The 17,947-nt window shown below is 42.4% G+C and carries 21 protein-coding genes, 2 tRNA genes, 1 rRNA gene and 1 pseudogene; 16 read left to right on the forward strand and 9 right to left on the reverse strand.

Annotation, left to right across the window (positions count from 1 at the left end):
• Positions 1-92: 92 nt before the first annotated feature.
• Positions 93-296 carry a GNAT family N-acetyltransferase gene (locus tag MHI11_RS02820; RefSeq protein ID WP_243632632.1) on the forward strand — a complete coding sequence of 68 codons (204 nt, stop codon included), beginning with the start codon at positions 93-95 and terminating at the stop codon, positions 294-296.
• Here the strand turns inward: MHI11_RS02820 and MHI11_RS02825 are convergent.
• Positions 291-764 carry a GNAT family N-acetyltransferase gene (locus MHI11_RS02825; RefSeq protein WP_106066405.1) on the reverse strand — a complete coding sequence of 158 codons (474 nt, stop codon included), beginning with the start codon at positions 762-764 and terminating at the stop codon, positions 291-293. The two genes, MHI11_RS02820 and MHI11_RS02825, sit on opposite strands and share 6 nt — an antisense overlap.
• Positions 765-818: 54 nt before the next feature.
• Here MHI11_RS02825 and MHI11_RS02830 point away from each other — a divergent pair, with 54 nt between their 5' ends.
• Positions 819-1,088 carry a YesK-like family protein gene (locus tag MHI11_RS02830; protein ID WP_111913382.1) on the forward strand — a complete coding sequence of 90 codons (270 nt, stop codon included), beginning with the start codon at positions 819-821 and terminating at the stop codon, positions 1,086-1,088.
• Here MHI11_RS02830 and MHI11_RS02835 read toward each other — a convergent pair.
• Positions 1,085-1,624, reverse strand: a complete 540-nt coding sequence (locus MHI11_RS02835; protein WP_003213822.1) for a GNAT family N-acetyltransferase — start codon at positions 1,622-1,624, stop codon at positions 1,085-1,087. The two genes, MHI11_RS02830 and MHI11_RS02835, sit on opposite strands and share 4 nt — an antisense overlap.
• Positions 1,621-2,016 carry a VOC family protein gene (locus MHI11_RS02840; RefSeq protein WP_003214262.1) on the reverse strand — a complete coding sequence of 132 codons (396 nt, stop codon included), beginning with the start codon at positions 2,014-2,016 and terminating at the stop codon, positions 1,621-1,623. The genes MHI11_RS02835 and MHI11_RS02840 overlap by 4 nt, the downstream gene beginning before the upstream one ends.
• Positions 2,017-2,208: 192 nt before the next feature.
• Between MHI11_RS02840 and MHI11_RS02845 the strand changes: the two genes are divergently transcribed.
• The 5 genes from MHI11_RS02845 to MHI11_RS02865 all read left to right on the forward strand — a co-directional run bounded on the left by MHI11_RS02845 (position 2,209) and on the right by MHI11_RS02865 (position 5,652).
• Positions 2,209-2,751, forward strand: coding sequence for a dihydrofolate reductase family protein (locus MHI11_RS02845; RefSeq protein ID WP_340960359.1), 543 nt, complete (start codon positions 2,209-2,211; stop codon positions 2,749-2,751).
• A gap of 108 nt (positions 2,752-2,859) precedes the next feature.
• Complete coding sequence (locus MHI11_RS02850) at positions 2,860-3,333, forward strand: MarR family winged helix-turn-helix transcriptional regulator (protein ID WP_065097488.1); 474 nt, start codon at positions 2,860-2,862, stop codon at positions 3,331-3,333.
• Positions 3,317-3,940, forward strand: a complete 624-nt coding sequence (locus tag MHI11_RS02855) for a nitroreductase family protein (protein WP_003214133.1) — start codon at positions 3,317-3,319, stop codon at positions 3,938-3,940. The genes MHI11_RS02850 and MHI11_RS02855 overlap by 17 nt, the downstream gene beginning before the upstream one ends.
• Positions 3,941-3,957: 17 nt before the next feature.
• Entirely contained in the window at positions 3,958-5,010 is a 1,053-nt protein-coding gene (locus MHI11_RS02860) for an LLM class flavin-dependent oxidoreductase (RefSeq protein WP_044140609.1), read from the forward strand.
• A 348-nt stretch (positions 5,011-5,358) separates the two neighbouring features.
• A complete protein-coding gene (locus tag MHI11_RS02865; RefSeq protein ID WP_044140610.1) occupies positions 5,359-5,652 on the forward strand; it encodes a hypothetical protein in 294 nt (97 codons plus the stop codon).
• A 33-nt stretch (positions 5,653-5,685) separates the two neighbouring features.
• Here MHI11_RS02865 and MHI11_RS02870 read toward each other — a convergent pair whose 3' ends face one another.
• On the reverse strand, positions 5,686-6,249 hold the full coding sequence (locus MHI11_RS02870; RefSeq protein WP_044140611.1) for a helix-turn-helix domain-containing protein: 564 nt from the start codon (positions 6,247-6,249) through the stop codon (positions 5,686-5,688).
• A 111-nt stretch (positions 6,250-6,360) separates the two neighbouring features.
• On the opposite strand from MHI11_RS02870, the gene MHI11_RS02875 reads away from it, so the two are divergent.
• Positions 6,361-6,948: a LysE family transporter gene (locus MHI11_RS02875; protein WP_003214091.1), complete on the forward strand. Its 588-nt coding sequence runs from the start codon at positions 6,361-6,363 to the stop codon at positions 6,946-6,948.
• Between the two features lie 4 nt (positions 6,949-6,952).
• On the opposite strand, the gene MHI11_RS02880 is transcribed toward MHI11_RS02875, so the two are convergent.
• A complete protein-coding gene (locus tag MHI11_RS02880) occupies positions 6,953-7,504 on the reverse strand; it encodes a GNAT family N-acetyltransferase (protein ID WP_340960360.1) in 552 nt (183 codons plus the stop codon).
• A gap of 122 nt (positions 7,505-7,626) precedes the next feature.
• A complete protein-coding gene (locus tag MHI11_RS02885) occupies positions 7,627-8,520 on the reverse strand; it encodes a LysR substrate-binding domain-containing protein (protein WP_034620209.1) in 894 nt (297 codons plus the stop codon).
• A 162-nt stretch (positions 8,521-8,682) separates the two neighbouring features.
• Here MHI11_RS02885 and MHI11_RS02890 point away from each other — a divergent pair.
• The 3 genes and pseudogenes from MHI11_RS02890 (at position 8,683) to MHI11_RS02900 (ending at position 10,822) form a co-directional block, all read left to right on the forward strand.
• A pseudogene (locus MHI11_RS02890) lies at positions 8,683-9,673 on the forward strand (aldo/keto reductase family protein).
• Between the two features lie 152 nt (positions 9,674-9,825).
• Positions 9,826-10,011 carry a CsbD family protein gene (locus tag MHI11_RS02895; RefSeq protein ID WP_065097483.1) on the forward strand — a complete coding sequence of 62 codons (186 nt, stop codon included), beginning with the start codon at positions 9,826-9,828 and terminating at the stop codon, positions 10,009-10,011.
• A 148-nt stretch (positions 10,012-10,159) separates the two neighbouring features.
• Entirely contained in the window at positions 10,160-10,822 is a 663-nt protein-coding gene (locus tag MHI11_RS02900) for an O-methyltransferase (RefSeq protein WP_340909085.1), read from the forward strand.
• Positions 10,823-10,858: 36 nt separating this feature from the next.
• Here MHI11_RS02900 and MHI11_RS02905 read toward each other — a convergent pair whose 3' ends face one another.
• Positions 10,859-11,179: an AzlD domain-containing protein gene (locus MHI11_RS02905; RefSeq protein WP_111913392.1), complete on the reverse strand. Its 321-nt coding sequence runs from the start codon at positions 11,177-11,179 to the stop codon at positions 10,859-10,861.
• Positions 11,176-11,901: an AzlC family ABC transporter permease gene (locus MHI11_RS02910; RefSeq protein ID WP_340909090.1), complete on the reverse strand. Its 726-nt coding sequence runs from the start codon at positions 11,899-11,901 to the stop codon at positions 11,176-11,178. Before MHI11_RS02910 ends, MHI11_RS02905 begins: the two co-directional genes overlap by 4 nt.
• A 293-nt stretch (positions 11,902-12,194) precedes the next feature.
• On the opposite strand from MHI11_RS02910, the gene MHI11_RS02915 reads away from it, so the two are divergent.
• Together MHI11_RS02915 and MHI11_RS02920 are read left to right on the forward strand one after the other, a co-directional pair.
• Positions 12,195-13,070, forward strand: a complete 876-nt coding sequence (locus MHI11_RS02915; protein WP_065097481.1) for a DMT family transporter — start codon at positions 12,195-12,197, stop codon at positions 13,068-13,070.
• A gap of 73 nt (positions 13,071-13,143) precedes the next feature.
• On the forward strand, positions 13,144-14,163 hold the full coding sequence (locus MHI11_RS02920) for a S66 family peptidase (protein WP_340909093.1): 1,020 nt from the start codon (positions 13,144-13,146) through the stop codon (positions 14,161-14,163).
• A gap of 197 nt (positions 14,164-14,360) precedes the next feature.
• Here the strand turns inward: MHI11_RS02920 and gltP are convergent, their stop codons facing one another.
• Positions 14,361-15,611 carry a glutamate-aspartate/proton symporter GltP gene (gltP, locus tag MHI11_RS02925; RefSeq protein ID WP_034666069.1) on the reverse strand — a complete coding sequence of 417 codons (1,251 nt, stop codon included), beginning with the start codon at positions 15,609-15,611 and terminating at the stop codon, positions 14,361-14,363.
• Between the two features lie 369 nt (positions 15,612-15,980).
• On the opposite strand from gltP, the gene MHI11_RS02930 reads away from it, so the two are divergent.
• The 3 genes from MHI11_RS02930 (at position 15,981) to MHI11_RS02940 (ending at position 17,872) form a co-directional block, all read left to right on the forward strand.
• Positions 15,981-16,057: transfer RNA gene (locus tag MHI11_RS02930), tRNA-Arg, on the forward strand.
• An 11-nt stretch (positions 16,058-16,068) separates the two neighbouring features.
• Positions 16,069-16,142, forward strand: a tRNA-Gly gene (locus tag MHI11_RS02935).
• Between the two features lie 181 nt (positions 16,143-16,323).
• Positions 16,324-17,872 (forward strand): 16S ribosomal RNA (locus MHI11_RS02940).
• The last annotated feature ends 75 nt before the right edge of the window (positions 17,873-17,947 follow it).

The raw sequence follows: 17,947 nt of genomic DNA on the forward strand, positions 1-17,947 counted from the left end.
ACCTTGATTGAGGTCTCTTTAGATTGTTGACAAAGGGCTAAAATGATGTTTATTTTAGCCCTTTGTCTTCTTTTTTTTCAAGTGAAGATCGTGTGGAGATAGATATTTGGACAGAGGAAGCCTGCCGGGGGAAAGGTTTAGCGCAGCTGGCAGGTCAGCTGATGATCAAGAGTTGTCTTGAAAATAAGAGGACACCGCATTGGGATTGCGATGTCCATCACCTAACTTCGATCAAACTGGCAGAAAAGCTAGGCTTTCAGCGGACAAAAACCTATCGATTGTTTTATTGTTCATGATGAAAAAGTTTTAAGATACCAAGCATCCATTGCAGAATGCTCAGAGCCTTCAATCGGTTCTGAAAGAAGAGAAAAGCCATATCGCTGATAAAGGCCTGTAGCCGCAGTTAATTCCTGGCGGGTTTCTAAATAACATGCTTCATAGTATGTAGAGGCATATTGCAGCGCCGTATCCATCAGTTTTTTGCCCGCACCTTTTCCTTGTGCCTTTGGACTTAAATAAAGCTTTTGTAATTCACATATTCCGTTAGTAAATGGAGCAATGCCAACGCCGCCCATAATATCGCCATTCTCTTCAGCAATCCAATAGGCTGCATGAGTCAATGATTGATAGTATTCGAACAGCTGGTCAAGGTGGGGATCAGTGTAGGCGGTTCCTTCAATCGCCAGATTCGCCGATTCTAGTGACTGGCGGATAATCGCTGCGATATACGGGTTGTCTTTTTGCTCAATGGGTCTCATGTTCATTGGAAGTACCTCCATCATCATAAAATAAAAAAAGAGAAAGTGAGTTGAAACAACATGTTTTGGCCGCAAATCGCTATTTTTACAATTGTTGTATTGTGTCTCTCATGGTGGGCAGGGAGAAGAGGCAGAAACCGTCATGCAGGGCTGATCCTCCCTATATGCTTCATTCTATTTGGATTGGTTTTATTGATAGCCAGTTTCTTCATTGGCAGATGGGAAGGCATGGCACTTAGTATATCAAGCGTCTCTATCGTTCTCTCTTCCATGATTTGTTTGATCATCGTCACAGCGATTCAATTTTTAAAAAAAGATGTCCCTTCTTAAGCAGGGGCATCTCCACTGTTCATCTGATTGTATTCTTCACGAAGGATGCCCATGATGATCACATCTGAGTAGGTACCATTGAAATAAAGCGCTTGACGTCTTTTTCCTTCATATTGAAATCCGGCTTTCTCATAGCTTCTGAAGGCTCTCGGATTGTGGGAAAAGACTTCGAGCTCAAGGCGATTGAGTTCTAACGTCTCAAAGGCGAATGCTTGAACCATTCGGACAGCTTCAGTGCCATAGCCTTTTTGGAAATGTTCTGGTCCATGAAGCGCAATGCGGAAGCTTGCCGTATGATTGATTAAATCAATATCCACAATCGCCGCATCCCCAATCATTTCTTTCGTGTCTAACAGACAAATGGCGAAATCTCGTCTGCTGTCATCTTGTAAAAATCGGGTGTAGGCTGAACGAATTTCTTCTAGTGTGAACGTTTTGCGTGTGCCAGTCATGTAAAGTGTTTCTGCATGCTGGCATCCTCTTTGAATCCCCGGATAATCCTGTTCTTCAATCGGTCTCAAAAATAAGCGGGTCATGACGGATCACCCTCCTCTATATATCGAGATATTTCAATTAAATTCAGATCAGGATCACGGATATAAACAGATTCAACCGGACCTAATGTGCCTGTGCGCCTGACGGGTCCCTCTTCAATAGGAACGACTTGCTTGCGAAGGTGCAGCAGCAAACTGTCCATATCTAAATCGGTGATAAAGCACAAATCACTAGAGCCTGGAAGTGGGTGAGCCGCTGCCGGCTCATATTCATGACCAGCTTCATGAAGATTGATCTTCTGTAAACCAAAACGAAGCGCTTTACGGCCTTCTCCAAAGGTTTCTTCCTTCATTCCTAATACGTTTGTATAAAAGCGAATGGTGTCCTCCATATGTTGTACAGTCAACACGATATGATCAAGTCGTCGTATCATCAGTCTCTCCTCCAAGTATGATCATTGATTGAACTGATTTTATTATATCATTACCTGAAGAGGATACCTTATTGAATCACGGTGTTGAAGATATGAAAACGGATGATGAAAAATCCATGTATACTTTGTCTTTCCTTTCTGATACAATTAAAATAGAATGTATGTTCTTATATAGGGTAAGGAGTGATGGAATTGAGTCAGAAAAGGAAGCTGCTTTTTTATGGGGCAATGAGTATCGATGGCTATTTAGCGAGAGAGGATCACAGGCTCGATTGGTTAATAGGAACAGAGGGCGAAGAAGAAACGAGGTATGATGAGTTTTATGCGTCAGTTGATACGCTGATCATGGGGCGAAATACATATGAGCAGGTTCTACAGCTGTCACCACATGAGTTTCCTTATGAAGGAAAGACATGTTATATCATGTCACGTACTTTACAAGACAGTTTGAAAGGAACCCATATCATTCGTGAAGATATCTTATCTTTTATGAAAAAATTAAAACATGAAGAAGGTCAGCATATCTGGATTGCCGGCGGCGGGGAACTGCTTCAGTTTTTCATCAAAGCAGGATTGGTTGATGAGCTTTATCTTCAAATTGCTCCTGTCATGATTGGGAGAGGCATTCCCCTGTTTTCCCCAGCGGATATAGAATCCAAGTTTTCATTAAAAGAAGTCAAACAATACAAGCAGATAGCTGAATTGCATTTTGTCTTAAAAGAAGAGGATCACTGACCTGAGGTGGTCTTTTTTTTATGAAACAAACTCGTTGACAATCATATATCCTAGTGTTAGGATAAATTTATCCTAGTTTTAGGATTTCTTGAAAAAGGAGTAGTTGCCATGGTGCAGCATGAACATGAATTAGACTTAAGGCTATTCCGCGTGTGGATGAAAGCCTATCAAGCCCTTTTTACAAATATCCAAACAGACATTGAACGTTATGATATCGGATTTGAAAACTTTCAGATCCTTGAATTGCTTTATAGTAAGGGGCCACATCCCGTCCAAAAAATCAGCGACATCCTGTCAATCCCAAGTGGAAGTATGACATATGTCGTGAACAAACTAGAAAAACAAGAGCTCGTGAAAAGGCAATGTGCGCCCTCTGATAAACGTGTATTTCATGTATTACTGACGGAAAAAGGAAAGCAATTGTTTGACGACATTTTTCCTAAACACACAGATGTCATTTCACAAAACCTATCCTTTATTGAAAAAGAAGAAAAAGAACAGCTCATTGAATTACTAAAAAAAATTGGTTTAGGTGCAGAACAACTTCACGAAAAGGGGAAACAAGATGACACTCAGCTTTGATACATTGGTACGTGAAAGACGATCCGCATCAAATTTTTTGCCAAATATCTCGATTTCAAGAGAAGAGCTTAACAGCATTTTTGAAGAGGTCAAAATGGCACCATCTGCTTTTAACTTACAGCACACACAATATGTCGTCGTCCAAACAGAAGGTCTCAAAGAACAAGTAAGAGAAGCCGCATTTGGACAATATAAAGTGCATTCCGCCTCAGCAGCGATCATTGTACTGGGAGACCCAAAGGCTTATCAGCAAGCGGCGAACATTTATGAAGGTCTGAAAATGCTTGGCATTTTAAACACGCAGCAATACGAAGAAATGGTCAGAGAGACGATGAGCTTTTATGAACAGAGAGGAGCGGATTTTCAGAAAGAAGAGGCAATCCGCAATGCTTCATTATCTGCGATGCTATTTATGCTCGCCGCCAAAAACAAGGGCTGGGACACGTGCCCAATGATCGGCTTTGACCCTGAAGCAATGAAAAAGGTGCTCAACATCGATTCGGATTTGGTTCCTGTGTTAATGATCACACTAGGAAAAGAAAAAGTAGAGAGCAGACAACCGAGAGGCTACCGAAAGCCTGTCTCTGAATTTGTGACATATTTATAAGATAGGGGGTTCCACTCATGGAACTAGGAATTAGTACATTTGTAGAAACAACACCTGATTTTCAAACAGGAAAAACAGTCAGTCACGCACAGCGTATTCGAGAAGTAGTAGAAGAAATTATTTTAGCAGATCAAGTCGGTCTCGATGTATTTGGCGTAGGTGAGCATCATCGACAAGATTTCGCTGCATCGAATCCCGCTGTTGTCTTAGCGGCTGCAGCAACACAGACAAAGAATATCCGCCTGACAAGTGCAGTGACAGTCCTTTCATCAGCAGATCCTGTTCGTGTCTTTCAGGATTTTGCAACGCTAGATGGACTATCAAACGGGCGTGCAGAAATTATGGCAGGTCGTGGTTCATTTATTGAATCATTCCCGCTCTTTGGCTATGACCTTGATGACTATGAAGAATTATTTGAAGAAAAACTCGATTTGTTGCTCAAATTACAGCAGTCTGAGCGAGTTACATGGAGCGGAAAGCATCGCCCAGCTATCCAGGATGTTGGGGTGTACCCAAGACCTGTTCAAGATCCGCTTCCAATTTGGATCGGCAGTGGGGGAAACCGTGAATCTGTCGTACGTGCTGGATTATTGGGACTGCCTTTAGTACTTGCCATCATTGGCGGAAGTCCTAGACAGTTCGCACCGCTTGTACAGCTGTACAAGCAAGCGGCAGTGCACGCTGGACATGACCCTGAGAAATTAACCGTGGCGTCACATTCGCATGGGTTTGTTGCGGAAGAAACAGAACTGGCAGCAGACCAATTCTTCCCTTCCACACAGCATGTGATGAACACATTAGCAAGAGAGCGAGGCTGGGGACCATATACTCGTTCTACATTTGATGCAGCGAGAACGTTAGAAGGCGCGCTGTATGTAGGAGATCCAGATACCGTGGCAGAGAAAGTGATTCACCTTAGAAAAAATGTGGGAATCACGCGTTTTATGCTTCATGTACCGGTTGGTTCAATGCCGCATGATCAAGTATTAAAAGCCATTGAGCTATTTGGAAAAGAAGTCGCTCCTAAAGTAAGAGAAGAGGTTGCCCGCTGGGAAGCAGAGCAAGCATAACGAAAAAGGTCGATCAAGTGAATAGGCTTGATCGACCTTTTTGATGCTTAAGGATCGATGACACAAGGTTTCACTGTAGGGCATGAAGCAGCAGAAGCAAGTGGTGTGGTCGTCAAGGTGAAGAGGAAAACAAGTTGAAAACAGATGAGCCATTTTTTCATGAAATCACCTCCGTTCACAATTGTTTGACGGAATGAGATGAGGATAAAAGCATAGAAGTATAAAACACTCTCTATCCAACATAAGACAATCATATCATAATTTTCAAAAAAATGAAAAAATATCTTATATAAGTACTGAATTATGGTATGGTTATTATGTTCTACAAAAAAAGGGAGGGATTTTTTTATGAAAAAGGTCATGTCTTCTGTTTTGGTTGGAGCAATTGTCTTAACGGGTGCTGGGGTCACAACTACTCCAGTGGAAGCAAAGGAGCAAACAAACAGTGAAATAACGGCTCAGGCCAGTCGAACTGTTTCAGTAACAAGAACATATACGACATCAAACATCCCAGAAAGTATTGTATATGCAGAGGATGGCTGGGTCGGTATTTTAAAACAAACCTCTATTAAAGAATTAGGATTAGGAAAATATAGTGTCACATTTACTGGAACAGTGGTACGCGATCCAGGATTTAATTAAATAAAATGCAAAGCTGACAGGTGGACAAGCCTGTCAGCTTTTTTCATGAGGATAATAAAGAATCATTTGCAGCCGTACCATTTGTTCTCCGGTTTGTTTATATGCATGCGTACGGTCCGCTTTAAAACGAATGGAGTCGCCGGCTTTTAAGCTGTATTGCTCATCACCAATCGATACATCAAGCGTCCCCTCAAAAACAGTGATCAATTCCTCTGTCCCGCCAATGTGTTCATTTGCATGCAGCGACCCGCCAGGATCAATTTCTACTCGGTACACTTCAAATTTCCCCCGGTCATCAAAAGGAAAAGTCGTATATACGCGATATCGCCCATCATCTTCCGTTAAAATCTGTGCATCTTCATTGCGTACTACTTTGATTTCAGGCTGTGGTGCGTGAATGAGCTCACTAAAAGATACCTTTAATCCGTTGGCGATTTTCCATAAAGTCGTGATGGTAGGGGTTGATTCTCCTCTTTCAATTTGTCCAATCATGGTTTTGCTGACACCTGTTAATTCTGCCATCTTTTCGAGGCTTAATTTCTTTTGGTCTCTAAGAAACCTCACATTTTTAGAAATAATCGATTGTACATCTTCCATGAAAAAAACTCCTTTCTCTATTTACTTTATAAAGACCGAACGTTACAATAAAACGTAACATACGCAATAAAGTAATTAAAGTCTTAATAACGTACAAGGGAGGCGGCAACTATGATTCTTTCTATGTTGATCTATGCTTTTGTGAGCAGCTTTACCCCAGGGCCAAACAACATCATGGCCATGGTTTTTACGAATAAATATGGGGTCAAGCAAACATTTCGATTTTGTTTAGGTGTGGGTATCGGATTTCTCGTTATTTTGTGTTTGAGTTGCTTCTTTAATATCATTCTTTATCAAGTGATGCCGAAAATAGGCTGGGTCATGGCGTTCATCGGAGCTGCATACATGATTTATTTAGCAGTCAAAATCATGAAAAGTAAAGGCGGGGATGACGAAACACTTGATCGTTACAATCATTTTGTCCCTGGTATGATGCTGCAATTTATCAACCCAAAAGCGATCTTGTATGGATTGACTGTGATTTCAACATTTGTTTTGCCATATGGACAATCGAATATGCAGTATGTCATATGGACGCTGATTCTCGCACTTATTGGATTTCTCGGTACATTTAGCTGGAGCTTATTTGGTTCTTTGTATAAGCGCTTTTTGACTGCTTACGAAAGACCGTTCCAGTATGTCATGGGGCTGCTTCTAATATACAGTGCGATTTCAATGGTATGGGGCTATGTGATGTAAGTAGTCAGAAGCTTGGCCGCTGCCTGCCCATCACAACAGTATTGTAATAAAGTCCATCTGCCAGACGTTTATCATTTTTTAATACCCCTTCAGTCAGAAAGCCATGGTGCTCATATAACCGAATGGCTTTTTGGTTCGTTTCCAGCACTTGAAGTGACATCTTCTGGATGCCTTGCTGATCAGCCCAGTCAATAGAAGCGGCTAAAAGCTCTTTGCCAATGTGATAGCCCCAAGCATCCTTTTGTATGGCGACGCCAAAAGTCACTTTGTGAGCAGAGCGTTTGAGTGAATGTCCCTCACACCTGGAGAAACCAACAATTTCTCCTTCAATATCAGCGACCAAAAATAAATGCCTGCTTTGCTTGGTGTCATCTTGAATCAACACCTGAAAATCTTTTTCATGAAGAAAGGCTTCGCCTGGCTCACGGTCTAAATATTCTGTTTCACCATCAATTTTCAGTCTGAGAGCTGATAACTGCTTGGCATCGCCAATTGCAGCAGACCGAATACGATAGGTCAAACCACGAACGGTGAATATGTTTTCAGAGATAACCATAGAACACCAACCCTTCTTTCTATTATGTCTATCATACCTGAAACGTGTACATAGTAGGTGAAAGCTTTTAAGTCTGTCTTATAGATCATTATTTTTTAATCCAGCTGACCCTGGCTGGATTTTCATGATTTAGACTGAGAACTTAAATAGGCTTCTCTCACAACTGTTAAAAAGTGGTCAGCGACGGTTGATGTTTCATCTTGTCTCCATGAAACATATAAATTTACTTTTGGTGTAGTTTCTTGGATTTTTCTATAAACAACCCCTGAGCGTTTTACGCTTTCTACTGAGGATGGAACCACAGAGATTCCCATTCCTGCAGCAACTAAATTCACAATCGTATGCATTTGAATAGCTTCCTGAACTACGTTTAAACTTATACTATTTTCCCAAAAGTAGCTGATAATTAAATCATAAAATGCTGCACCTAGATGACGTGGAAACATGATAAATGGTTCATTGGCTAATAAATGAATTGGAACTTTGGGAAATGAAGCTAAAGGATGATTTTCTGGCAAAACCAAGCTTAATGATTCCTCACAACAAATTTCTGAGGTAAGTATCTTATTATTTTGGTTAGAACGAATAAATCCTATTTGAATTTCTTTCTTATATAGTGCTTTTAACTGCTGTTCTGTAGCCATTTCACATAAGACAAGATGGATGTTAGGGAAACTTTCTCGAAACCTTTTAATAATATCAATCACAATATCAGTAGAATCAACGAAACCAATCGTTAAATGACCTATTCTTCCGTCATCTGCAAGCTGTGTTGCTTTAATCGTTCTATCTACTTGAAGAAGCGTACGGCGGGCTTCTTCTAAAAATACTCTCCCCGAATCTGAAAGTTCAACCTGTCTTCTCGTTCTATGAAAAAGCGTAACACCTAACTCTTCTTCTAATTTGCGGATTTCTTGACTTAATGGAGGCTGTGCCATTTTAAGACGTTCAGCTGCCCGGCTAAAATTTAGTTCTTCAGCAACCATGATAAAATAACGTATTTGTCTCAGATCCATTTTTTATGCCCCCTATAAATTTCAACCTTGCTTATTGTGTTTTTTTAATGGAAATATTTTTAATTATATAAAATATATATATATTTATCTGAATATATATATTATACATATTAACGACCTCTTTTTATAATGAAAGTATTCTTTCAAAAGGAGGGCATTATTATGGAGTATAGTAAACTTGGAAATAGTGGATTAACAATTAGTAAACTTGCATACGGAAACTGGATTAATCATGGTGGTAAGATAAATGAAGAAACTGCCCATGATTGTGTGAAAGCTGCTCTTGATGTTGGTATTACGACGTTTGATACTGCTGATGTTTATTCAGACACCAAGGCTGAAGAGATACTAGGCAGGTCTTTAAAAGGGATCCGGCGGGAGAGCATTGAACTATGTACAAAAGTATGTCATCCAACCGGTACTGGGAAAAACGATAGAGGATTATCACGCAAGCATATTTTGGAAAACTGTCATGCCTCTTTGCGACGTTTACAAACGGATTATATTGATATTTACTATGCACACAGGTTTGATCCAACTACACCTCTGGAAGAAACGATGTTAGCTTTCGCAGATCTAGTAAGACAGGGTAAAGTGAACTATATTGGTGTAAGTGAGTGGACAGCAGAACAAATTACTCGAGGGGCAGCGCTTGCACGAGAGCTAAAAGTCCCCCTAATTGCCAGCCAACCTCAATACTCCATGTTATGGAGAATCATTGAAAGTGATGTAATACCGACCTGTCAGCGCGAAGGACTTGGCCAGGTAGTATGGTCGCCTTTGGCCCAGGGAATCCTTACTGGAAAGTATCTCCCAGGAAAATCACTTCCGACTAATTCGCGTGCTAACTCACCTGCTGGAAAACCTTTTTTTAAAAACCTTGCTCAACGCTGGATGAATAATAATACCTTAGAGGCGATCCAAAAGCTTAAGCCCATCGCACAAGAGGTTGATCATTACTCTCGCTCAGCTTGCAATAGCATGGGTACTGCAAAATCAGAACGTTTCTGCAGCAATTATCGGTGCATCTAGTCCAGAACAGGTGAGGGAGAATGCTTTAGCATCTGAGGTGAAAATTGAAACTGATATGATGAATCAGATTGACGAAATTCTAGGTGATCTTGTTGAGTACGATCAGAGTAAAACAGGTTAAAGCTTTTAAGTCTATCTTATAGATCATTATTTTTAATCCAGCCGACCTTGGCTGGATTTTCTTGTTGCTGTAGTTTCTTGGATCGCACACTCAGATGTTTTGTATCTGTGAAAAAGGCTAAATGAATAGTATCAAACGTGGAGGTGGAACAAATGAGTGAAGAAAAAGGACATATGGATAAAGCGAAAGGAAAAACAAATCAAGCCAAAGGTCAATTGAAAGAGAAGCTTGGCGAAGCAACAGATCATCAAAACCTGAAAGCAGAAGGGGAAAAGGATCAAGCCAAAGGAAAGCTTCAAGATAAAAAAGGGGATTTGAAAAATCACCTGAACCAGTAAATCCGAAAACATGGCACTGCTTCATGTCTCCATCATGACATGTCTTTCATCAATAAAATGAATAGATGTGTGAAAAGAATTGATTATACGCGCTCGCTATCATCATGTAGACTTGAGACAGAAGACATGATCAAGGGAGATGGTTGAGATGAAGCAAGTGTGGGAGAAAGTTGACGAGTATATCACAGACAAGTTGATTCCTAAAGATGATGTTTTGGAGCAAGCTCTTACTCATAATAAGCAAGCAGGCCTGCCAGAAATTGATGTGTCACCAGCTCAAGGGAAAATGCTTTATTTATTAGCAAAAACCAAGAATGCAAAGCGCATTTTAGAGATCGGGACACTCGGTGGATACAGTACCATTTGGTTGGCGCGTGCTCTTGAAGAGGATGGAGAACTCATCACATTAGAGGCTGTCAGCCATCATGTACAGATTGCGCAGCAAAACATTAGCAGAGCGGGCTTATCGGAACGGGTGAGCATTTTGCAAGGAAAGGCATTGGATACGCTACCTCAGTTAAAAGAGAGGGATGTGCTTCCGTTCGATTTGATTTTCATTGATGCAGATAAACCGAACAACCCGAAATATCTAAAGTGGGCGTTACATTTCTCGAAAAAGGGAACAGTCATTATTGCAGACAATGTCGTCAGAAATGGAGCAGTCGTTCATGACTCTGATGGGGATGAGCGAGTGCAGGGAACTCGTGAATTTTTCAATTTACTCAAACAAGAGTCAAGAATAGAGGCTACAGCCATTCAAACTGTTGGTGAAAAGGGTTACGATGGATTTGTATACGGAATCGTAAAATGAAACAAAGCTTAACCACATGCGGTTAAGCTTTTTCTTTTAAAAAAACCATCTGGCAGTCCCCATCAGCATGACGCCTACAAGAACAGTAAGTGATAAGCTCTTTGTCCAAACAGCGATCACGACGGTCGGAACCAAGACAGCAAGGTACATCCAGTGAATGGTGACACCTGTTGTATTATGAATGAACAAATGCTCTGCAATCAAAGCCGTAAAGATACAAATGGGAATAAACGATAACCACTTGAGCACCACTTCAGGCAGCTCGATACTTCGTACAAATATAAAGGGAACGACCCTTGGAATCACAGTGACAATCATACAGCCGAGAATGAGCCACATCATAAAACTGCTGATCATTTATCTGTCACCACCCCAATGGTTGCGACAATCATGGTGGCTAACAGAACAGCCACGTGTGATGGAACAAAATGAAGCAGGGCAAACATCGCAACGACCATATACAAAACAAGTGACAGGCGATGGGTTAATTTACTTTTAGGCACAGTTTGCAAAGAAAGAACCAGCAGTGCAGCAAACATAGCGGAAAGGGCAAAATCAAGACCAAGTGCTTCAGGATTTGAGATCCAGTGTCCAAAAATGCCGCCAAGTATACAGGCAGCAATCCAGCACAAATAAGCCGTTATGTTCAGCCCGTGCATCCACCGGTTATTCAGCTTTCCATGCTGAGCTAATTTATTCATGGCTACGCCAAAGGATTCATCAGTCAGCAATAGACCGAATCCAATATTTTGTTTTAAAGAGTAGCGTGTAAAATGAGGAGCCAGCGTCAGGCTTAGTAATAAATGACGCAGATTCACAATAAATGTAGTGAGAATAATAGCGGAAAGGGGGCTTCCCGTGACAAGCAGTGCACAGATAATAAACTGTGAAGCACCTGCGTAAATAAAGATTGCTAGAAGCGCAATGTCCCATAGGCTCAACTGTGCGCTAATTCCAACAATTCCAAAGGCAAACCCGATACTCATATAACCAAGCAGGGTTGGCACACAATCTTTTATTCCCTCGAGAAATGGTTCGTGTTCCGTGCCGGGAATATGTTTTCTAGCTTCAATATCCAACGACCTCTACTCCTTTTCTGCGTGACGACCTATAGTTTTACTTACTATATGAAAACGAATTTAGCATGTCAATAGCCCCTTATCTTCTATTATATAAAGAAAAAAGGTGCAAAAAGGATTGAAGTCATCCAGAATCTGTTATAAAGTATCAGAAAATAAAAAAATTGGAGTGACGACAATGCTGTGCAAACCTTTGTTTGAACATGATGTTCCAAATGCCCTCCGTCCATAACGGAGAGTGATCTCCGTTTGTAGATATGGTATTCAAAATATCCAATAACGGAGGGAAAATGATGAATGAAAAATATATAGGCGCCCTTTACCTAGCAATCGCAGCAAGTATTTGGGGCGGCATGTACGTTGTTGTCAAAGTAACAGTAGCAGTTGTCCCGCCACTTGAGCTCGTCTGGATGAGATATGCTGTAGCAGGAGTCGTTTTGGTGTTCACCATTTGGCGCTTGGGCTATTCCTTTCGCTTAGATAAAAAAGATATCCCACTTATGGTGTTGATTGGGCTGATCGGAAATTTCCTTTCAATCGTGACCCAAGAAATTGGGACGATGTATACCTCTGCACAAATGGGGGCTGTTATTACATCTGCAACTCCTGCGTTTATGGTGCTGTTTGCTTTCTTTCTATTAAAAGAAGCCATGACTGTTCGAAAGTGCGCATCCATCCTGCTTGCTACAGCAGGTGTATGGCTCATGATTGGACCAGTTGCAGTACAGACAGATGAATTTGTTGGTGGTCTTTCATTGGTCTTCGCTGCTTTAACATGGGCGCTGATGTCTGTTTTACTCAAACGTGTTCCAGGAAAGTACCCTCAGGTGGTGACAACCACATATGCGATCATCATTGCATTCATTGTTTTAACACCGCCTGTATTATTTCGTTTACCTCACCTAGAAGTGGAACAGATGGCAAGGCCGGAGATTTGGGGCGGTATTCTTTATCTAGGCATCATCTCAACAGCTCTAGCATTCTTTTTATGGAATAGAGGGCTACAATTAATGGATGCCTCAAGCGGCGGTTTGTTCTTTTTCTTTCAACCGATCGTAGGTGCCGTTCTTGGCTGGCTGCTTTTGGGAGAAGAAATGGGATTACGCTCATTCATTGGCATTCTATGTATCTTTGCAGGTGTCTATACTGTGCTGCGTCAAAAGGAATAAAAGAAGATGTCCCTTGTAATAGGGGGCATCTTCTTTATAAATGAGAGATTGAGAGAGGATGGAGGGAAATAGGATGATACAATTTCCACAATTACAAAAAGGACAAACAATTGGCGTCACAGCACCTTCCTCAGGTGTACAGCCGTCTTTGCATGACATGTTTCAGCTCTCATGCGAGCGAATGAAAAAAAGAGGCTATGATGTCATATGTGGAGATACGGTATGGCACCAGGAAAAGGCAAAATCAGCTCCTGCCGTAGAACGAGCAAAGGAGCTTCAGTACATGATGACTTGTGATGAGATTGATCACATCATCCCGCCATGGGGAGGGCAGCTTCTTATGGAAGTGCTAGAGCACCTTGATTTCTCATCGATGCAAAAAAAGTGGATTCTTGGTTACTCAGATACGAGTGCACTCCTGCTGGCGTTGACATTCAAAACAGGCATTGCCACTGCGCATGGGCCGAACCTAGTAGATCTTCAGGGAGAAGAGCTTGATCAAACGACTGTCATGTGGGAAGACGTACTTTCAACAAAAGGGGAAATGGACATCAGCCAATATTCTTCATCTATGTATCAAAAGGAATGGCAGTTTGACAATCCGATTGAACATGTTTTTCATTTAACAGAACCGACCGCATGGCATACGGTTGATCGACAAGAAAAGATGGTAAAGGGGAGGCTAATGGGCGGCTGTATTGATGTCATACGCCACTTAGCGGGGACGCCTTTTGGAGACGTCAAAGCTTTTCAAAAAACATTCTTAAAAGATGAACCAATTCTCTGGTACTTCGAAAACTGCGAATTAAATGCTGCAAGCGTGAAGAGATCACTTGTTCAATTACAACTAGCCGGGTGGTTTGACCACTGTTCAGGTATTATGTTTGGGCGAAGTGCAGTAGATGTGCCTGTGGAAGGATATGAATATCAGGATGTATATGAAGAATTACAAAAGGAATTACAAATCCCCATTTTTTACGATATAGATTGTGGGCATGTCCCGCCGCAAATGACGCTGATTAATGGCGCATATGCAGAAGTGCAGCTGCAACCTCAAGGCAAAGCAGTCCTAAAGCAATCATTTTTATCATAAGAAAAGGAAAGGGGAAGCCCATTCCTTTTGTCTTCTTTTCAGCTCAGCGTGATAGAAAACCTTTGAAGTCTAGGAAGGACGAGTACCGGAGCGGAGCGAATTTGACATTCGTGAGCACCGGCACACAGACCTGACAAAGAATGCGAGGGTTTGTCTACACGCTGAAGGAAAGGGGAAGCCCTTTCCTTCATATAACACTACATTCCTTTTGTTTCTTCACCTGCTTTTGGAACTTCCCAAGCAGACTCGCGGAATACTTTTTCCCATTTCGATACGACAATACATGCAACGGCATGACCTGGAACATTCACACCTGTTCGTGCCATATCCATAATTCGGTCAACACCGGCGATAATGGCGACGCCTTCTGCTGGAAGACCTACTGCATGGGCGGTTGCCAAAAGTACGACGAGTGAACCGGATGGCACCGCTGCAATCCCTTTACTCGTTAACACAAGAACAAGCATCATCAAAAGCTGCTGTGACAAACTCATGTCGACACCAAACGCTTGTGCAAGAAACACACAGGAAACCGATAAATATAAACTGGACCCATCACAATTGAGAGAAAGACCAGATGGAATGACAAAGGAGACAATTCTTTTCGGACAACCGTATTTCTCCATTCGTGACATAAGCTGAGGAAGGACAGTTTCTGTACTTGTAGTAGAGAAGGCAACCAAGAACAAATCCCAAATCATTTTTAAAACTTCGAAGTAGTTAAAACGGAAGATCAGTGCGACTAGAGGGAACAAAGCAAAGAGAATAATGAATAATCCTAAAAATACAGTCCCAACAAGCTTCATCATTGGGATTAATAACACAATGCCATATTGACCAACGGAAGCAGCCATTAATGCAAGCACTCCAATAGGTGCTGTCACCATGACCATCTGCGTTAGCTTAAACATAATTTGTGCCACTGATTCAAAGAAGGTGAGAACAGGAGCGGATGCCTTACCGATGCCGCTTGCGGCTACACCAAATAATATGGCGAAGAAAATGACAGCAAGTAAATCATTTTGAGCCATGACATCGACGATATTCGTTGGAATGATATCGAGTACCATTTGTTTAAAGTCGACGACTTTCTGCGTATAACCGTCTAATTCACCAATATCTTTCTTAGCTAATTTAGAGAAATCAAGGCCAACGCCAGGCTTTAGAACATTAGCCAGCAATAGACCAATTCCTAGAACGATGGTTGTGATGACCTCAAACCAAATGATCGTCTTTAATCCTAGGCTTCCCATTTTCTTCATACCACCACTGCCAGCTGCACCAATAACAATGGTAGAGAAAACGATAGGAACAACGATCATTTTAATCAACCTGATGAATCCATCTCCAATTGGCCTGAGAGCCATCCCGAAGTCAGGAAAGAAATGGCCGATAAGAGCTCCTATCACCAAAGCGATCATGATTTGAAAAGCGACGAACTTTTTCATCATCTCCTACCCCCTTTAAATGCTTGGAAAATTTTAAGAATTTTCCAATAAATAAAAATTCTATGTGACCATGTTTTGTCCTCCTTTGGATTTAGAAAGATTTTATTTAAGAATCATTGGAATTATGAAGAAAGGGAAGAAAATAGGGCTATTGCATCTCTATTTATCTAAGGAAAAACCACTTCTTAAAAAATATGAAACTTTTTCAGAAAAATGTATTGACCCTTTTATATGATCCATGGTATATTTTTAATCGTCGCTGATGACGTATTTGAAACAAAGACATTCAAACACATGCGATAAACAAATCTCAAAAAGATGTTGACTTGATAAAAACGATATGTTAAGATAATTAAGTCGCCTGATTAAGCGCCCGTAGCTCAATTGGATAGAGCGTTTGACTACGGATCAAAAGGTTAGGGGTTCGACTCCTCTCGGGCGCGCCAATACAAACCACGCGGGTGTAGTTTAGTGGTAAAACCTCAGCCTTCCAAGCTGATGTCGTGAGTTCGATTCTCATCACCCGCTCCATTTTTTGAAATATGATCTTTGAAAACTAAACAAGACAAAACGTACCTGTTAATTCGAGTTTTTATAAAAAAATCCTATGTTATATCATAGGTAGTCAGTCAAACGCTGACGAGGCAGGAAATGATCACATGCTAAGTTCGCTACATCGTGTAGCAACGCATGTGTGATATGCATCCTGCATACCTCGGAGAGTTTGATCCTGGCTCAGGACGAACGCTGGCGGCGTGCCTAATACATGCAAGTCGAGCGAACAGAAGGGAGCTTGCTCCCGGATGTTAGCGGCGGACGGGTGAGTAACACGTGGGTAACCTGCCTGTAAGACTGGGATAACTCCGGGAAACCGGAGCTAATACCGGATAGTTCCTTGAACCGCATGGTTCAAGGATGAAAGACGGTTTCGGCTGTCACTTACAGATGGACCCGCGGCGCATTAGCTAGTTGGTGGGGTAATGGCTCACCAAGGCGACGATGCGTAGCCGACCTGAGAGGGTGATCGGCCACACTGGGACTGAGACACGGCCCAGACTCCTACGGGAGGCAGCAGTAGGGAATCTTCCGCAATGGACGAAAGTCTGACGGAGCAACGCCGCGTGAGTGATGAAGGTTTTCGGATCGTAAAGCTCTGTTGTTAGGGAAGAACAAGTGCGAGAGTAACTGCTCGCACCTTGACGGTACCTAACCAGAAAGCCACGGCTAACTACGTGCCAGCAGCCGCGGTAATACGTAGGTGGCAAGCGTTGTCCGGAATTATTGGGCGTAAAGGGCTCGCAGGCGGTTTCTTAAGTCTGATGTGAAAGCCCCCGGCTCAACCGGGGAGGGTCATTGGAAACTGGGAAACTTGAGTGCAGAAGAGGAGAGTGGAATTCCACGTGTAGCGGTGAAATGCGTAGAGATGTGGAGGAACACCAGTGGCGAAGGCGACTCTCTGGTCTGTAACTGACGCTGAGGAGCGAAAGCGTGGGGAGCGAACAGGATTAGATACCCTGGTAGTCCACGCCGTAAACGATGAGTGCTAAGTGTTAGGGGGTTTCCGCCCCTTAGTGCTGCAGCTAACGCATTAAGCACTCCGCCTGGGGAGTACGGTCGCAAGACTGAAACTCAAAGGAATTGACGGGGGCCCGCACAAGCGGTGGAGCATGTGGTTTAATTCGAAGCAACGCGAAGAACCTTACCAGGTCTTGACATCCTCTGACAACCCTAGAGATAGGGCTTTCCCTTCGGGGACAGAGTGACAGGTGGTGCATGGTTGTCGTCAGCTCGTGTCGTGAGATGTTGGGTTAAGTCCCGCAACGAGCGCAACCCTTGATCTTAGTTGCCAGCATTTAGTTGGGCACTCTAAGGTGACTGCCGGTGACAAACCGGAGGAAGGTGGGGATGACGTCAAATCATCATGCCCCTTATGACCTGGGCTACACACGTGCTACAATGGACAGAACAAAGGGCTGCGAGACCGCAAGGTTTAGCCAATCCCATAAATCTGTTCTCAGTTCGGATCGCAGTCTGCAACTCGACTGCGTGAAGCTGGAATCGCTAGTAATCGCGGATCAGCATGCCGCGGTGAATACGTTCCCGGGCCTTGTACACACCGCCCGTCACACCACGAGAGTTTGTAACACCCGAAGTCGGTGAGGTAACCTTTATGGAGCCAGCCGCCGAAGGTGGGACAGATGATTGGGGTGAAGTCGTAACAAGGTAGCCGTATCGGAAGGTGCGGCTGGATCACCTCCTTTCTAAGGATATATGGAGCAGTGTGCGTTTTCGTCTTGTTTAGTTTTGAAGGATCATTCCTTCAAGACATGTCTCTA

Origin of the sequence: Bacillus sp. FSL K6-3312 (genome assembly GCF_038007485.1) — a bacterium.
Classification (GTDB): Bacteria; Bacillota; Bacilli; order Bacillales; family Bacillaceae; genus Bacillus; species Bacillus pumilus.

Excerpts from the sequence above, each read along its gene's own strand:
- MHI11_RS02830 (WP_111913382.1), top strand. The coding sequence starts at position 819 with ATGTTTTGGCCGCAAATCGCTATTTTTACAATTGTTGTATTGTGTCTC.
- MHI11_RS02875 (WP_003214091.1), top strand. The coding sequence starts at position 6,361 with ATGATTCTTTCTATGTTGATCTATGCTTTTGTGAGCAGCTTTACCCCA.
- MHI11_RS02885 (WP_034620209.1), bottom strand. The coding sequence starts at position 8,520 with ATGGATCTGAGACAAATACGTTATTTTATCATGGTTGCTGAAGAACTA.
- MHI11_RS02860 (WP_044140609.1), top strand. The coding sequence starts at position 3,958 with ATGGAACTAGGAATTAGTACATTTGTAGAAACAACACCTGATTTTCAA.
- MHI11_RS02865 (WP_044140610.1), top strand. The coding sequence starts at position 5,359 with ATGAAAAAGGTCATGTCTTCTGTTTTGGTTGGAGCAATTGTCTTAACG.
- MHI11_RS02825 (WP_106066405.1), bottom strand. The coding sequence starts at position 764 with ATGAACATGAGACCCATTGAGCAAAAAGACAACCCGTATATCGCAGCG.
- MHI11_RS02920 (WP_340909093.1), top strand. The coding sequence starts at position 13,144 with ATGATACAATTTCCACAATTACAAAAAGGACAAACAATTGGCGTCACA.
- MHI11_RS02840 (WP_003214262.1), bottom strand. The coding sequence starts at position 2,016 with ATGATACGACGACTTGATCATATCGTGTTGACTGTACAACATATGGAG.
- MHI11_RS02850 (WP_065097488.1), top strand. The coding sequence starts at position 2,860 with ATGGTGCAGCATGAACATGAATTAGACTTAAGGCTATTCCGCGTGTGG.
- MHI11_RS02895 (WP_065097483.1), top strand. The coding sequence starts at position 9,826 with ATGAGTGAAGAAAAAGGACATATGGATAAAGCGAAAGGAAAAACAAAT.
- MHI11_RS02835 (WP_003213822.1), bottom strand. The coding sequence starts at position 1,624 with ATGACCCGCTTATTTTTGAGACCGATTGAAGAACAGGATTATCCGGGG.
- MHI11_RS02905 (WP_111913392.1), bottom strand. The coding sequence starts at position 11,179 with ATGATCAGCAGTTTTATGATGTGGCTCATTCTCGGCTGTATGATTGTC.
- MHI11_RS02880 (WP_340960360.1), bottom strand. The coding sequence starts at position 7,504 with ATGGTTATCTCTGAAAACATATTCACCGTTCGTGGTTTGACCTATCGT.
- MHI11_RS02855 (WP_003214133.1), top strand. The coding sequence starts at position 3,317 with ATGACACTCAGCTTTGATACATTGGTACGTGAAAGACGATCCGCATCA.
- MHI11_RS02915 (WP_065097481.1), top strand. The coding sequence starts at position 12,195 with ATGAATGAAAAATATATAGGCGCCCTTTACCTAGCAATCGCAGCAAGT.
- gltP (WP_034666069.1), bottom strand. The coding sequence starts at position 15,611 with ATGAAAAAGTTCGTCGCTTTTCAAATCATGATCGCTTTGGTGATAGGA.
- MHI11_RS02900 (WP_340909085.1), top strand. The coding sequence starts at position 10,160 with ATGAAGCAAGTGTGGGAGAAAGTTGACGAGTATATCACAGACAAGTTG.
- MHI11_RS02870 (WP_044140611.1), bottom strand. The coding sequence starts at position 6,249 with ATGGAAGATGTACAATCGATTATTTCTAAAAATGTGAGGTTTCTTAGA.